Source organism: Luteimonas sp. gir (genome assembly GCF_037198055.1).
In the GTDB taxonomy this organism is placed as follows: domain Bacteria; phylum Pseudomonadota; class Gammaproteobacteria; order Xanthomonadales; family Xanthomonadaceae; genus Luteimonas; species Luteimonas citri_A.
The window spans coordinates 79639-95472 of the sequence record NZ_JBBAXQ010000013.1 but is presented as its reverse complement, the minus strand read 5'-3'; the positions used below and the strand labels follow the sequence as shown (position 1 = coordinate 95472).

Sequence of the window (15834 nt, the reverse complement as noted above, 5' to 3'; positions counted from 1 at the left end):
GGGTCAGAGTGCAATTTCGCAAAGCAAATTGCACTCTGACCCCGGTTCTTTAAACAAAAGAACGCCCGGCAATGCCGGGCGTTCTGGTCTGGCGATCGGCGCGATCAGGCAGCGACCGACGACGCTGTGTCGCGGTACTCCTCGATCTGGTCGAAGTTCATGTAACGGTAGATCTCCGCGCTCTGCGTGTTGATCACGCCGACGCCCGCCATGTACTCCTCGCGGGTCGGGATCCGACCCAGGCGCGAGCAGATCGCGGCCAGTTCCGCCGAGCCCAGATACACGTTGGAGTTGCGGCCCAGGCGGTTGGGGAAATTGCGGGTCGAGGTCGAGAACACCGTCGCGCCCTCGCGCACCTGCGCCTGGTTGCCCATGCACAGCGAGCAGCCCGGCATTTCCATCCGCGCACCTGCGGCGCCGAACGTGCCGTAGTGGCCTTCCTTGGTCAGCTCGGCGGCGTCCATCTTGGTCGGCGGCGCGACCCACAGCTTGGTCGGGATGTCGCGCTTGCCTTCCAGCAGCTTGGACGCTGCACGGAAGTGACCGATGTTGGTCATGCACGAGCCGATGAACACCTCATCGATCGCCACACCGGCGACCTCCGACAGCGTCTTCACGTCGTCCGGGTCGTTCGGGCAGGCGAGGATCGGCTCATCGATCTCGGCCAGATCGATCTCGATCACCGCTGCGTACTCGGCGTCGGCATCGCCCTGCAACAGCTGCGGATCGGCCAGCCACTGCTCCATCTTCTCGATCCGGCGCTGGATCGAGCGCGCGTCCTGGTAGCCCTGGGCGATCATCCACTTGAGCAACGTGATGTTGCTGGTGATGTACTCGATGATCGGCTCCTTGTTCAGGTGCACCGTGCAGCCCGCGGCCGACCGTTCGGCCGAGGCGTCCGACAGCTCGAACGCCTGCTCGACCTTCAGGTCCGGCAGGCCCTCGATCTCGAGGATGCGGCCGGAGAACACGTTCTTCTTGCCCTGCTTGGCGACGGTCAGCAGACCGGCCTTGATCGCGTAGAGCGGGATCGCGTTGACCAGATCACGCAGGGTCACGCCCGGCTGCATCTCGCCCTTGAAGCGCACCAGCACCGACTCGGGCATGTCCAGCGGCATCACGCCGGTGGCCGCGGCGAACGCGACCAGGCCGCTGCCGGCCGGGAACGAGATGCCGACCGGGAAGCGGGTGTGCGAATCGCCGCCGGTGCCGACGGTGTCGGGCAGCAGCATGCGGTTGAGCCAGCTGTGGATCACGCCGTCGCCGGGACGCAGCGAGATGCCGCCGCGGGTGGAGATGAACTCCGGCAGCGTGTGATGGGTCTTGACGTCGACCGGCTTGGGGTACGCCGCGGTGTGGCAGAACGACTGCATCACCAGGTCGGCCGAGAAGCCCAGGCATGCCAGGTCCTTGAGCTCGTCGCGGGTCATCGGGCCGGTGGTGTCCTGCGAGCCGACCGAGGTCATCTTCGGTTCGCAGTACGTCCCCGGACGCACGCCCTGCCCTTCGGGCAGACCGATCGCACGGCCGACCATCTTCTGCGCCAGCGAGAAGCCCTTGCCGCTGTCGGCCGGCTGCTGCGGCAGGCGGAACAGGTCGGTCGGGGCCAAGCCCAGCGACTCGCGCGCCTTGGCGGTCAGGCCGCGGCCGACGATCAGCGGGATGCGGCCACCGGCGCGCACCTCGTCGAACAGCACCTGGGACTTGACCTCGAACTCGGCGATCGTCTCGCCGTTCTTCAGCGCGCGGCCCTCGTAGGGGCGCAGCTCGATCACATCGCCCATCTCCATCTTCGAGACGTCGAGCTCGATCGGCAGCGCACCGGCGTCTTCCATCGTGTTGTAGAAGATCGGCGCGATCTTCGCGCCCAGGCACACGCCGCCGGCACGCTTGTTGGGGATGTAGGGGATGTCGTCGCCGGTCCACCACAGCACGCTGTTGGTCGCCGACTTGCGCGAGGAGCCGGTGCCGACCACGTCGCCGACGTAAGCGACCAGATGGCCCTTCTGCTTGAGGTCGGCGATGAGCTGAATCGGCCCGCGCTTGCCGTCTTCTTCCGGCACGAACGGTGCGTCGTCGCGCTTGTTCTTGAGCATCGCCAGCGCGTGCATCGGAATGTCGGGCCGCGTGGTCGCATCGGGTGCCGGCGACAGATCGTCGGTGTTGGTCTCGCCCGGCACCTTGAACACGGTCAGCGTCATCGACGCCGGCACTTCGGGCTTGCTGGTGAACCACTCCGCCTCGGCCCAGCTGCGCAGCACGGCCTGGGCGTTGGCATTGCCGGCCTTGGCCTTGTCCTCGACATCGTGGAAGGCATCGAACACCAGCAGCGTGTGCTTGAGGCCATCGGCGGCGATCGCGCCGACCGCGTCGTCGTCAAGCAATTCGACCAGCGGATGGACGTTGTAGCCGCCGAGCATGGTGCCCAGCAGTTCGGTCGCGCGCGCGCGGTCGATCAGCGGGTTGTGCTCGGTGCCCAGCGCAATCGCGGCCAGATACGAGGCCTTGACCTTGGCGGCGTCGTCGACGCCGGCCGGCACGCGGTGGGTGAGCAGATCCAACAGGAACTCAGCCTCGCCGGCCGGCGGGTTCTTGAGCAGTTCGACTACCTCGGCGGTCTGCTGCGCGTTGAGCGGCAGCGGCGGAATGCCCAGCGCTTGACGCTCGGCAACGTGGTGGCGGTAGGCTTCCAACATGCGGGCAACTCCAAAAGTCTTGCGGTACCGGGAGAACCGGTCTCAGGCCGACGGTACGATCAGCTTGAGACCCTTGAAATAAGTGCGGAAAAACGCGTCATCGCGCGTGATCAGGCCATTGCACTGAAGCAGTGCGTGCGCCCCCACCAAAAAGTCGCGCGCCGCCCGGCCGCAAGTGTCACCACGCTGCCAGGAGCGGCGCTGCATCTCGCCGGCACGCAGCGCCGACTTGGCCTCGATTGCGGAAAAGCGCACGCCCATGTCCTCGAGCACCGCCATGGTCTCGGCGCCGTCACGCAGTGCGCCGCAGATCTCGGCCAGCGCCACATCGCAGACCACCACCGGGCCGGCGCTCAGGTACTGGCGCAGGCAGGCCTCGGCGGCGTCGGCCTGCGGGCCATCGGCCAGCAGGTCCACCAGCACCGGCGCGTCGACTGCAATCACGGCGTGGCGTCGCCATCAGGGGTGTCGGCCGCCTGGCCGCGGACTGCGCGCATCGCCGCGTCGGTGTCACCGAAGCCTTCGAGCTTGAAACGACCGCGCGCACGCGACACCGCGTCGTCGACGCTCTTGCGCAACACGATCCGGCTGCCTTCCAGCTCAACCTTCAGGATCGTGCCCTTGCTCAGCCCGAGCGCATCGCGCACCGGCTTGGGCAGGGTGATCTGGCCGCGCTCGGCGACGGTGGCTTCCATGGCGGACTCCCGGAAAGTATGCGCGCATTATACATACCTGACTGCGCATACTCCAGCTCGCGTGCGGTGCATTGCCGCTGCTGCCAAGGCAAGGGGGGGCCGGACTGACCCCACCGCCCAGGCTCTGCCACAGGCGACCGCCTTGGGGCAGGAACACTCCGTCCCGGCCATCCCCGAGATCGCCCCAACGTGATGTCACGTACGATCGGCACCGTGCAGCTGCGCGGCGATACCGCGGTCGATGGCGGCGGCATGCGATGCGTGAGCGCGCCCGCAGATCCGGTCACGCCACCGGCGATGACACCTCCGCCACGCCACGCGCTCTAGACTGAATGGATCGACCGGTGACACCCGCAACCCTCAAGATGCCGGACCACGGCGCATGCCAGCACGCCACGACCAGCCAGGCTGTGTCACCGCCAGCAACCGCGACAGGAGCTCCTCCATGACCGATTCCTTTTCCACGCGCGCCGATCTCGACGTCGCCGGCCAGCGCTACACCTATGCCAGCCTTCCGGCGCTGGCGGCGAAGTTCGACATCGCCCGCCTGCCCTACTCGATGAAGATCCTGCTGGAGAACCTGCTGCGCCACGAGGACGGCGAAACGGTGACCGCACGGCACATCGAGGCGGTCGCACGCTGGCAGCCGACGGCCGAGCCCGATACCGAGATCGCGTTCATGCCGGCCCGCGTGGTGCTGCAGGACTTCACCGGCGTGCCCTGCGTGGTCGACCTGGCGGCGATGCGCGACGCGGTCGTGCGCCTGGGCGGGCGGCCCGAGCAGATCAATCCGCTGATTCCCTCCGAACTGGTCATCGACCACTCGGTGCAGGTCGATGTGTTCGGCCGCCCCGACGCGCTCGACCTCAACGGCAAGATCGAGTTCGAGCGCAACAAGGAGCGCTATGGCTTCCTGCGGTGGGGCCAGAAGGCGTTCGACAACTTCAAGGTGGTCCCGCCCAATACCGGCATCGTCCACCAGGTCAATCTCGAGCACCTGGCGCGCGTGGTCATGACCGCAGAGCGCGAGGACGGCACGCGCTGGGCCTACCCCGACACTGTGTTCGGGACCGACTCGCACACCACGATGATCAACGGCATCGGCGTGCTGGGCTGGGGGGTGGGCGGCATCGAGGCCGAGGCCGCGATGCTCGGCCAGCCGTCGTCGATGCTGATCCCCCAGGTTGTCGGCTTCAAGCTGACCGGCCGTCTGCCCGAGGGCGCGACCGCCACCGACCTGGTGCTGACCGTGACCGAGATGCTGCGCAAGCACGGCGTGGTGGGCAAGTTCGTCGAATTCTTCGGTGACGGGCTGCAGCACCTGCCGCTCGCCGACCGCGCGACGATCGGCAACATGGCGCCCGAGTACGGCGCGACCTGCGGCATCTTCCCGATCGACGCCGAATCGCTGAGCTATCTGCGCCTGTCGGGTCGCAGCGAAGCGCAGATCGCCCTGGTCGAGGCCTACGCCAAGGCGCAGCAGCTGTGGCACGAGCCGGGCGCCCCCGAAGCCGAGTACAGCAGCGTGCTCACGCTCGACATGGGCGACGTGCGGCCGTCGCTGGCCGGCCCCAAGCGCCCGCAGGACCGTGTGTTGCTGGAGGACGTGCAGCAGAATTTCCGCGACAACGTCGGTGCGCTCACCGCCCGCCGCGATGCGACCAACGACCCGCAGATCGACCGCTTCGAAAAGGAAGGCGGCGACCAGCCGCAAGCCGAGCGCCTGGCCGCCCGGCCGGTGTCGAAGATCACGCTCGAAGACGGCGAGCATGAGCTGACCGACGGCTCGGTAGTCATTGCCGCGATCACCTCGTGTACCAACACCTCCAACCCGGCAGTGATGCTCGGCGCCGGTCTGCTCGCACGCAATGCGGCGGCCAGGGGACTGAAGGCGGCCCCATGGGTCAAGACCTCGCTGGGCCCCGGCTCGTTGGTGGTCACCGACTACCTCGAGAAGGCGGGCGTCATGGACGACCTGCAGAAGCTCGGTTTCTATGTCGTGGGTTACGGCTGCACGACCTGCATCGGCAACTCGGGCCCGCTGCCCGATGCGGTGTCCAAGGGCATCGCCGAGAACGACCTCGCGGTCGCGTCGGTGCTGTCGGGCAACCGGAACTTCGAGGGCCGCATCCACGGCGAGGTCAAGATGAACTACCTCGCTTCGCCGCCGCTGGTGGTCGCTTACGCGATCGCCGGCACGGTCGACATCGACCTGTCCCGCGATCCGCTGGGCAAGGACCAAGACGGCAACCCGGTCTATCTGCGCGACATCTGGCCGTCGAACAAGGAGATCGGTGATTTCATCGCACGCACGATCGGCCCGGAGATGTTCGCCAAGAACTACGCCGACGTGTTCAAGGGCGACACGCGCTGGAACACCATCGAGTCGCCAGACGGCGAGCTCTATGCCTGGGACGAGGGCTCGACGTACATCAAGAACCCGCCCTACTTCGAGGGCATGACGATGGACGTGGGCAGCATCGACGACATCCACGGCGCCCGTGTGATGGGCCTGTTCGGCGACTCGATCACCACCGACCACATCTCCCCGGCCGGCAACATCAAGAAGGACTCGCCTGCCGGGCGTTTCCTGCAGTCGCGCGGCGTGCAGCCGGCGGACTTCAACAGCTACGGCTCGCGCCGCGGCAACGACGATGTGATGGTCCGCGGCACCTTCGCCAACATCCGCATCAAGAATCTGTTCTTCGGCGGTGAGGAAGGCGGCAACACGCTGTACTTCGGCAAGGGCGAGCCGGAAAAGCTGGCGATCTACGACGCGGCGATGAAGTACCGCGCCGACGGCGTGCCGCTGGTGGTGTTTGCCGGCAAGGAGTACGGCACGGGCTCCTCACGCGACTGGGCGGCAAAGGGCACCAACCTGCTCGGCGTCAAAGCGGTGATCGCCGAAAGCTTCGAGCGCATCCACCGCTCCAACCTGGTCGGTATGGGCGTGTTGCCGTGCCGGTTCCAGGATGGCGAGAACGCGCAGACGCTGGGCTTGGATGGCACCGAGACGATCGACATCACCGGCCTCGACGACGGCCGCGCCAAGCGCGCGCAGGTGGTGGCGACCAAGGCCGACGGCCGCCAGATCCGCTTCGAGGTCCACGTGCTGCTGCTGACCCCGAAGGAAGTGGAGTACTTTCGCCACGGCGGGCTGCTGCACTACGTGCTGCGTCAGCTGGCCAGCAAGCAGGCAGCCTGATCCCGGATCGGACAGGCACCCTGCCCGCCGCCGCAGCGCGGCGGGCAGTCAATGGCACGCGCGCCGTGTACGCGGCGCGACTGCCGCGCCGCGCCTTGCCTCGCCCGGAAAGCCTGTGCTCCAATCGAACGCGATTGCGCAGGTACGCTCACCGCTTCGAGTGACGGCCTTCATCAGGGAGAAGACCGAATGACCGACCAACGCCCGTGGCTGGCGAACTACCCTGCGGGCATCCCCGCCGAGATCGATCCCAACGAGTACCCCTCGGTCCCCGCGGTCCTCGACGAGGCAATCGCGAAGTACCGCGACAAGCCCGCGTTCTCCAACATGGGCAAGACGCTCACCTACGGCGAGCTCGACACCTACAGCCAGCAGTTCGCAGCCTACCTGCTGGGCGAGCTCAAGCTCAAGAAAGGTGATCGCGTCGCGATCATGATGCCCAACTGTCTGCAGTACCCGATCGCCATCTTCGGCGTCCTGCGCGCCGGGCTGACGGTGGTGAACACCAATCCGATGTACACCGCCCGCGAACTGCGCCACCAACTGGTCGACTCCGGCGCGGCGGCAATCCTGGTGATGGACAACTTCGGCAAGACGGTGCAGGACGTCATCGCCGACACCCAGATCAAGCAGGTCGTGACCACGGGCCTTGGCGACCTGCTGGGCTTTCCGAAGGGCGCGATCGTCAATCTGGTGGTCAAGCACGTCAAGAAGATGGTGCCCGACTACACGATCCATGGCGCGATCCGCTTCCGCGAAGCGCTCGCGCGCGGCCGCAAGCACACGCTGCCCGAGGTTGCGATCGCGCACGAGGACATCGCCTTCCTGCAGTACACCGGCGGCACGACTGGCGTGGCCAAGGGCGCGATGCTCACCCATCGCAACATGGTCGCCAACATGCAGCAGGCGGCAGCGTGGCTCGGCACCAATGCCAAGCGCGGTGAGGAACTGATCGTCACCGCGCTGCCGCTCTATCACATCTTCGCCCTGACCGCGAACTGCCTGGTGTTCATGGAGTTCGGCGGCCACAACCACCTGATCACCAATCCTCGCGACATGCCTGGCTTCGTCAAGGAGCTCAAGGGCATCCGCATGACCGCCATCACCGGCGTCAATACGCTGTTCAACGGCCTGCTCAATACACCCGGATTCGACCAGGTGGACTTCTCCCGCTTGCACCTGAGCCTGGGCGGCGGCATGGCCGTCCAGCGCGCGGTGGCCGACCGCTGGAAGACAGTGACCGGGACCACGTTGGTGGAGGCCTACGGCCTGACCGAGACCTCGCCTGCGGCCTGTATCAATCCGATGACGCTGGCCGACTACAACGGCTCGATCGGCCTGCCGGTGCCCTCCACCGAGGCCTGCATCAAGGACGAGAACGGCGCGCAGTTGGCGGTCGACGAAGTCGGCGAACTGTGTATCCGCGGGCCGCAGGTCATGAAGGGCTACTGGCAGCGCCCGGGCGACACCGCAGAAGCGATCGATGCCGAGGGCTGGCTGCACACCGGCGACATGGCGCGGATGGATGCCGGCGGCTACTTCTACATCGTCGACCGCAAGAAGGACATGATTCTGGTCTCGGGGTTCAACGTCTATCCCAACGAGATCGAGGATGTGATCGCGATGATGCCCGGCGTGCTCGAGGTCGCGGCGATCGGCGTGCCCGACGAGCGCTCGGGCGAGGTGGTCAAGGTCGTCATCGTGCGCAAGGACCCCAGCCTGACCGCCGACCAGGTCAAGGCCCATGCCCGCGAGCACCTGACCGGTTACAAGCACCCGCGCATCGTGGAGTTCCGCAGCGAGTTGCCCAAGACCAACGTCGGCAAGATCCTGCGCCGCGAACTCCGCGAAGCCGCCCCGGAATCGTGATATCGATCACATTTTGGAGACGATACTCGTCCCAAAGTGCCTGCAAGCCATTGAAGCCATTGCCCTGACGCCCCGATGCGCGCATAGAGCGCGCATCGGGCGATTCAGCATCCACGCGGGTTTGCACCGGCGCCCGACGGTGCGGCCCCCGTTTCAGGGGATTTTCAATGCACACCATCGAACCCATTCGTCGCGAAGGCGCGGCCGCGCCGTCACTCCTCCGCCTGCACCACGACGCCTCCAGCGACGCGCACTGGTGCTTTATGCATGCGCAGCCGGCCAGTGCGCAGCCTGACTACCGCCCTTGTTTCTCGCCCGGGCTGCTTCGCGAACTGCGGCTGTTCGCCCAGGCGAGCATCGAGCAGATCTCCGAGCGCGCCCGGGTCGCGCCTGCGCATCTGTCGCACATCGTCTTGGCCTCCGATGCCCCGGTGTACAACCTCGGCGGCGACCTGCAGCTGTTCGTGGACCTGATCCGACTGCGCGACCGCGAAGCCCTGACCCGTTACGCGCGGCAATGCGTCGACAACATCCACCTGCTGCAGACCCGGTTGCACCCCAATGCCCACACCATCGCGCTTGTCCAGGGCGATGCGCTGGGCGGTGGTCTGGAACTCGCCCTGGCCTGCCGCACCATCGTCGCCGAACGCGGGGTCCAGATGGGCTTCCCCGAGGTGTTGTTTGGACTGTTCCCGGGGATGGGCGCCTACTCGTTGCTGGCCCAGCGGGTAAGCCCGCACGTCGCCGAGGAAATGATGCTGGGCGGGACCATGTACAGCAGCGAAGACCTGCACCGGCTCGGCCTGGTCGATGTACTGGTCGAGCCCGGCGAAGGCGTGCCTGCGGTCCACGAGCAGATTCGCAAGCATCGGCGGATCGCCACCGCGCGCCTGGCGCTCCATCGCGTCCGCGACGGCGCCCATCCGATCCCGCTCGCCGAGCTGGTGCGCATCACCGACATCTGGGTCGATACCGCCCTGCAGCTCGAGGCGCGGCATCTGCGGACGATGGAACGCCTGGTCCGCGCGCAGCAGCGGCTGCAGCCCGCACCGGCTGAGGTCGGGCGCACCGCCGTAGGCGGCTGAGCGCACCACGGCCCCCGGGTCAGACGGCGTCTGACCCGGGCAGGCCGATCCGTGGCAGATCACCGCGCACCCGCAGCGCCTCCAGCGCCTCGTCGAGCGCCCGGCCCAGCCCTTGCAACAGCAGCCGCCATTCGATGGCCAGACGGTCGGACGGCATTCGCATGCCCCGCAAGGCCTGCGCCTCGAGCTCCGAGGCGCCGAGGTTGGCGGCCGTGCCCTTGAGCGCGTGACACAGGTCGCGGACTTCGTCCCATCGTCCCGCGTCCGATGCGCCCGCCAGATCGACCAGGCACTTGTGCGCGTCGCGTGCGCATTCCGACAGGAAGCGCCGGATGAACGCCTCGTCGAAGCCCATGTCGCGCATCTCGTCGATCACCGGCGTCGACAGCCGGTCCACTCGCGGCCGCAGGTCGGACGCGCGTCGCCCGGCCTCCACACCCGGCGCGATCTCGGCCAGCGTTTCGAGCAAGCGCTCGATGACCACTGGCTTGGTGAGGTAGGCGAACGCGCCCGCGCGTCGACAGCTTTCCTGCGCCTCGGCGGTGGCGTCGGCGGTCAGCACGATGAACGGTGTGCGCCGGCCGCTGCCCGCCTCGATGACGCGGGTCTGCCGGAGGACATCCAGTCCGTCGGCGCCGGGCATGTGCAGATCGGTGATCACCGCATCGAAGTGCTCGCGCTCGAGCGCATCGAGCACCGCTTCGCCATCGTCGACGAGCAGCGGGCGATGCCCGGCACGCTCGAGCAGGCGGCGCAGCACCATCAGATTGGCCGACTGGTCGTCGGCAACCAGCACGCGCAGCGGCGCGACCCGGGCCCGATGGCGCACGAAAGGATCGGCGAACGCGATCACGTTGCCCTCCCCCGCCCGACGCGCCGGCGCATCGCCGGTCACGCGGCCGAACGGCAACTCTACCCAGAAGTGCGACCCCTGCCCCGGCTGGCTTTCGGCCTGGATGCTGCCTTCCATCTGTTCGGCCAGGCCCTTGGCGATCGTGGTCCCCAGACCCGTGCCGCCATAGCGCCGCCCGAGCCCGGAATCGACCTGCTCGAAGGCGTCGAAGATGCGGACCAGGGCATCGGGGGCGATGCCGATGCCGGTGTCGCGGACCGAGAACCGCACCCGCACCCGCTCAGCACCCGCATCGACGGTGGAAATCGCGAGCGTGACCTCGCCGCGCTCGGTGAACTTGATCGCATTCGACAACAGATTGACCAGGATCTGCCGCAGGCGGTTGCTGTCGCCATACAGCGTAGCGGGCACGTCGTCGGCGATCGACGAGGCCAGCGCCAGGCCCTTGGCCTGCGCGCTTGGTCCCAGCATGACCTCGATGCCGCGCACCAGGTCGTGGAGCGCGAAGGCGCTGTCGTTGCGCTGGAACTTGCCGGCCTCGATCTTGAACAGGTCCAGCACATCGTCGACCAGCGCCTGCAGGGCCTTGGCCGAGGTCTGGATGACCAGCGCGCTTTCGCGCTGCTCCGCACTCAGCGGCGTGGTCACCAGCAGTTCGGACATGCCCACGATGCCGTTGAGCGGGGTCCGGAACTCATGGCTCATGTTGGCCAGGAACCGGCTCTTGGCCTCGCTGGCGGCCCGCGCGGCGGCGGTGGCGTCGGTGAGCGCACGCAGCAGCGAGCTCAGGTAGAGCGGGACCGCGACCAACCCGGCGAGTAGGCCCAGCGCCAGCGGCAGGTTGTGCTGGTGCCAGTACGGGGTGGTCGCGATCGCGATCCCGAACGTGATCACCGCAAACCCGATCGCCGCGTACAGGTAGCGCGGCCCGAACCGCAGGCCGTTGCCGACCGTGACCCACATGATCACCACGTACAGCCAGGCCAGCAGGTCGCCGAGCAAGTACAGGCCCACGCCCATGAGGCTGTAGTCGGCCAACATGCCCAGCACCCGGCGCGGATGCGAGACGCCAGGGCGCCACAGCAGCCAACCGGCGATGCCCAATGCGACCGCGACCTCGACCGCGAGATAAGCCTCCGACAGGCGCAGCTCGCGGGCGACCGCGGGGTGGCGGCCCACCACGAGCTGCAGGTAGGCATAGATCACGCACAGCATGACCAGGCGCACGGCAGCCTGGCCATGCTCGCTGTCGGGCCGCCCTGCCAGGCGGCTGCCGATCCAGCGCACGACGCCTTTCACGTCATTGCAGCCGGGTCGCGGTCCGGTCCAGGCGTGCGCAGATCTCCTCCAGCCGCGCCCGGTTCGACAGCAGCGCCTCCACGCAGCGCGGATCGAACGCGCGTCCACTGTTGTGCCCGATGTACTCGAGTGCCTCGTCCATCGACCAGGCGCGTTTGTAGGGGCGACGCGAGACCAGCGCATCGAACACGTCGGCCACCGCGACGATGCGCGCCTCGAGCGGGATCTGCTCGCCCGACAGCCCATCGGGGTAGCCGCTGCCATCGAAGCGTTCTTGATGGCGCAACGCGATGGTGGCGCTGAGCTGGACGAACCGGTTGTGGCTGTCGCTCAACAGTTCGTAACCGATCCGCGGATGTTGCCGCATCACGTCCAGTTCGGCCTCGTCCAACGGTCCGGGCTTCATCAAGATCGCATCGGGCATCGCGATCTTGCCGATGTCGTGCAGCGGCGCGGCCAGTTCGATCATCCGCACCTCGTCCTCGAACAACCCCATCGCCTCGGCGACCATGCCGGCGACCGCGGCCACGCGCTCGAGGTTGGCGCTGGTGCTGGCATCGCGATAGGCGATCGCGCGGGCCAGCCGGGTCAGAGTCTCGCGCTCGCGCTCCTCGACCTCGTGCATGCTGCGCAGCAGCCGCTGCTCGAGCGACAGTGCCCGCTGCTTGACCGATTCGGCCTGCTGACGTAGCTGCAGCAGATTGCGGCAGCGGGCACGCAGCTCGCGTGGGCGCACCGGCTTGACCAGGAAGTCGATGACGCCGGCATCGAGCGCAGCCTGGCGAATCGGCTCGTCGCCGACCACAGTGACCAGCACGACCGGCACATCCCGATGCGGCGGCAGCTTGCGGAAGCGGCGGGCGAACTCCAGCCCGTCCATGCCCGGCATCCGGTAGTCGAGCAGCAACAGGTCGGCGCGGTGGCTGTCGCACCAGCCCAGCGCCTGCTCCGGATCCTCGAAGTCGAAGACATCGAGCTCCGGGCTGATGTCCTCGAGGATATGCCGCAACATGGTTCGCGCGGACGTCTGGTCGTCGACGATCACGATGTTCAACGCAGGCCCCTTCTGACGATGCGCGAAATACCGGTGGCATCGCGCTTGGCCGATCTTAGCGCGACCCGCCAGTCACAGGGGAATCCTATTCAGCAATGCATCCAAGTGCCGGCGGCGGCCGGGTCGACGCCGGTCTCAGGCCTCGGTCTGCGGGCGCATGTACGGGAAAAGCAGCACGTCGCGGATGGACGATGACCCGGTCAGCAACATGACCAGCCGATCGATGCCGATGCCCAGGCCGCCGGTCGGCGGCAGGCCGACCTCGAGCGCGCGGATGTAGTCGGCATCGAAGTGCATCGCCTCGTCGTCGCCCCCTTCGCGAGCGTCGACCTGGGCGCGGAAACGCGCGGCCTGGTCCTCGGGATCGTTCAGCTCGGAGAAGCCGTTGGCGATCTCCTTGCCACCGATGAACAGTTCGAAGCGGTCGGTGATGCCCGCCTCGGTGTCCGATTCGCGGGCCAGGGGCGAGACCTCGACCGGATAATGGGTGATGAACGTCGGCTGGATCAGGCCGGTCTCGACGGTCTTTTCGAAGATCTCCAGCAGCAGCTTGCCCCAGCCGTAGCCCGGCTTGACGTGCACGCCCAGGCGCGCGCAGTGGGCGGCCAGCGCGTCGCGGTCGCGACAGTCGGCAACGCTGATCTGCGGGTTGAGCTCGCGCACCGCCTCCTCGAGCTTCCAGCGCCGGAACGCCGGGCCGACGTCGATCGCATGGCCGTCCCACTCCAGCGCGGTGGTGCCGACCGCCTGCACCGCCACGTCGCGGATCAGCGCCTCGGTCAGGTCCATGACCTCTTCGTAGGCGACATAGGCCTCGTAGAGCTCGAGCATCGTGAACTCGGGGTTGTGCCGCGTCGACACGCCCTCGTTGCGGAAGTTGCGGTTGATCTCGTAAACGCGCTCGAAGCCACCCACGACCAGACGCTTGAGGTAGAGCTCGGGTGCGACGCGCAGGTAGAGATCCAGGTCCAGCGCATTGTGGTGCGTCGTGAACGGCTTGGCCGCCGCGCCGCCGGCCAGGTAGTGCATCATCGGCGTCTCGACTTCGAGGAAATCGCGCGCGTCGAGCCACTGGCGGATCGCCGCGACGATGCGCGAGCGCTTGACGAACACCGCGCGCGCTTCGGGCGAGACGATCAGATCGACATAACGCTGGCGATAGCGCTGCTCGACATCCGACAGTCCGTGCCACTTGTCGGGCAACGGCCGCAGCGACTTGGTCAGCAAGCGCAAGGTCTCGGCCTTGATCGACAGTTCGCCGGTCTTGGTGCGCATCAGCGTGCCTTCGGCCGCGACGATGTCGCCCACATCCCAGCCCTTGAACGCGTCGTAGCGCTCGCCCAGCGTGGTCGATTGCAGGAACAACTGGATCCGGCCGCTCACGTCCTGGATCTGCGCGAACGCGGCCTTGCCCATGACCCGCTTGGCCATCAGCCGGCCGGCCACCGCGACCCGCCGGTCTTCGGCCTCCAACGCCTCGCCTGTCCAGCGCTCGGCATCGGCGTACGTCGCCTGCAGCGCGCCGGCCTCGTCACGGCGACGGAAATCATTGGGGAACGCCACGCCCTGCCCACGCAGCGCGGCCAGTTTGCCGCGACGCTCGGCGATCAGGGCGTTGTCGTCGGCGGGCTGGGGGCTGTCGGGCTGGTGGCTCATGAGGGTCTCGGAAAGATCAGGTATTGGCCGCGGATCGACGCGGAGAGAACGGATCAGAATGAAACGACGTGCGGCTGCGTTCGATCATGCCCGCAGGCGCGGGCCCCAAGGGCATGGACCGGTCGGACGCGGCCATCGCGCCGTCCCTGCGCTGGGCATGCGCCCGGCAGGGCCGTGCGGCGTACCGACGGATCGGCGGTCATCGCACCGATTCGCAGCGCAGCACTCAGTTGGCATCCAAGCGCTTGGCGCCGGCCTCCAGGCCGGATTTGAGCGCGGCCTCGACGAACTCGTCCAGATCGCCGTCGAGCACCTTCTGGGTGTCGCTACGCTCCACGCCCGTGCGCAGATCCTTGATGCGGCTCTGGTCGAGCACGTAGTTGCGGATCTGGCTGCCCCAGCCGATATCGGACTTGGTCGCTTCCAGCGCGTCCTTCTCGGCATTGCGCTTCTGCAGTTCCAGTTCGTAGAGCTTGGCGGCGAGCATCTTCATCGCGCGGTCGCGGTTGGCGTGCTGGCTGCGTTCGGTCTGGCAGGCGACGACGGTGTTGGTCGGCACGTGGGTGATGCGCACCGCCGACTCGGTCTTGTTGACGTGCTGACCGCCGGCACCGGACGAGCGGTAGACATCGGTCCGCAGGTCGGCCGGGTTGATCTCGATGTCGATCTTGTCGTCGACCTCCGGGGACACGAACACCGAGGTGAACGAGGTGTGCCGGCGATTGTCGGAATCGAACGGCGACTTGCGCACCAGCCGATGCACGCCGATCTCGGTCTTGAGCCAGCCATAGGCGAAGTCGCCCTCGACGCGGAACGTCGCCGACTTGATGCCAGCCACTTCACCGCCCGAGACTTCCATCAGCTCGGCCTTCCAGCCGCGGCTCTCGGCCCAGCGCAGATACATGCGCAGCAGCATCTCGGCCCAGTCCTGGGCTTCGGTGCCGCCGGCACCGGCCTGGATATCGACGAAGGCGGCGGCCGAGTCCATCTCGCCGGAGAACATGCGCTGGAACTCCAGCTTGTCGACCTGGCTGGCGTAGCCCTCGACATCGGCGACGACCGCCTGCGCGGTGTCCTCGTCGTTCTCCGATTCGGCCAGTTCCAGCAGTTCGGCCGCGCCGTCCAGGCCCTCGGTCAGCGTGCGGATGCCATTGACGGTCTTGTCGAGCGTGGCACGCTCGCGACCCAGCGCCTGCGCGCGCTCGGGATCGTTCCAGATATTCGGGTCTTCGAGCTCGCGCTCGACTTCTTCTAGACGCTCGCGACGGGCGTCGTAGTCAAAGATACCCCCTCAGCGCATCCAGCCGACCGCGAAGGTCGGCGATGCGCTGGCGAACAGGATTGAGTTCGATCATGGTGCGGTGGGACTCGCGTAAAGAGCCGGTGATTCTAACAAGCCGCGCACCCGGCAGTCCCGGCCGG

The 15834-nt window shown here is 67.3% G+C and carries 10 protein-coding genes; 3 read left to right on the top strand and 7 right to left on the bottom strand.

The features are described 5' to 3' along the window. Positions 1-104: 104 nt before the first annotated feature. From acnB to WAF18_RS15105, 3 genes are read right to left on the bottom strand one after another with little or no spacing between them, the layout of a single operon-like run. Entirely contained in the window at positions 105-2696 is a 2592-nt protein-coding gene (gene acnB / locus WAF18_RS15115) for a bifunctional aconitate hydratase 2/2-methylisocitrate dehydratase (protein ID WP_337245832.1), read from the bottom strand. 42 nt (positions 2697-2738) lie between these two features. After that, positions 2739-3140: a type II toxin-antitoxin system VapC family toxin gene (locus WAF18_RS15110; protein WP_047135088.1), complete on the bottom strand. Its 402-nt coding sequence runs from the start codon at positions 3138-3140 to the stop codon at positions 2739-2741. Then, positions 3137-3391: an AbrB/MazE/SpoVT family DNA-binding domain-containing protein gene (locus tag WAF18_RS15105; protein ID WP_241946102.1), complete on the bottom strand. Its 255-nt coding sequence runs from the start codon at positions 3389-3391 to the stop codon at positions 3137-3139. Before WAF18_RS15105 ends, WAF18_RS15110 begins: the two co-directional genes overlap by 4 nt. 445 nt (positions 3392-3836) lie before the next feature. Here WAF18_RS15105 and acnA point away from each other — a divergent pair, with 445 nt between their 5' ends. The 3 genes from acnA to WAF18_RS15090 all read left to right on the top strand — a co-directional run bounded on the left by acnA (position 3837) and on the right by WAF18_RS15090 (position 9550). After that, a complete protein-coding gene (gene acnA / locus WAF18_RS15100) occupies positions 3837-6596 on the top strand; it encodes an aconitate hydratase AcnA (RefSeq protein ID WP_337245831.1) in 2760 nt (919 codons plus the stop codon). Positions 6597-6785: 189 nt separating this feature from the next. Then, on the top strand, positions 6786-8465 hold the full coding sequence (locus WAF18_RS15095; RefSeq protein WP_337245830.1) for a long-chain fatty acid--CoA ligase: 1680 nt from the start codon (positions 6786-6788) through the stop codon (positions 8463-8465). A gap of 167 nt (positions 8466-8632) precedes the next feature. Further along, positions 8633-9550 carry a crotonase/enoyl-CoA hydratase family protein gene (locus tag WAF18_RS15090; RefSeq protein ID WP_337245829.1) on the top strand — a complete coding sequence of 306 codons (918 nt, stop codon included), beginning with the start codon at positions 8633-8635 and terminating at the stop codon, positions 9548-9550. 19 nt (positions 9551-9569) lie between these two features. On the opposite strand, the gene WAF18_RS15085 is transcribed toward WAF18_RS15090, so the two are convergent. From WAF18_RS15085 to prfB, 4 genes are all read right to left on the bottom strand, one after another. Next, positions 9570-11702, bottom strand: a complete 2133-nt coding sequence (locus tag WAF18_RS15085; RefSeq protein ID WP_337245828.1) for an ATP-binding protein — start codon at positions 11700-11702, stop codon at positions 9570-9572. Between the two features lies 1 nt (position 11703). Then, on the bottom strand, positions 11704-12810 hold the full coding sequence (locus WAF18_RS15080) for a two-component system response regulator (protein WP_337245848.1): 1107 nt from the start codon (positions 12808-12810) through the stop codon (positions 11704-11706). Between the two features lie 81 nt (positions 12811-12891). Beyond that, the gene (lysS, locus tag WAF18_RS15075; RefSeq protein WP_337245827.1) at positions 12892-14412 is read right to left on the bottom strand and encodes a lysine--tRNA ligase; all 1521 of its coding nucleotides are present in this window, start codon (positions 14410-14412) and stop codon (positions 12892-12894) included. 226 nt (positions 14413-14638) lie between these two features. Then, a protein-coding gene (gene prfB, locus WAF18_RS15070) for a peptide chain release factor 2 (RefSeq protein WP_337245826.1) occupies positions 14639-15767 on the bottom strand; the annotation gives its coding sequence in 2 pieces (ribosomal slippage) (positions 14639-15691 and positions 15693-15767; 1128 coding nt in all). Positions 15768-15834 lie beyond the last annotated feature (67 nt).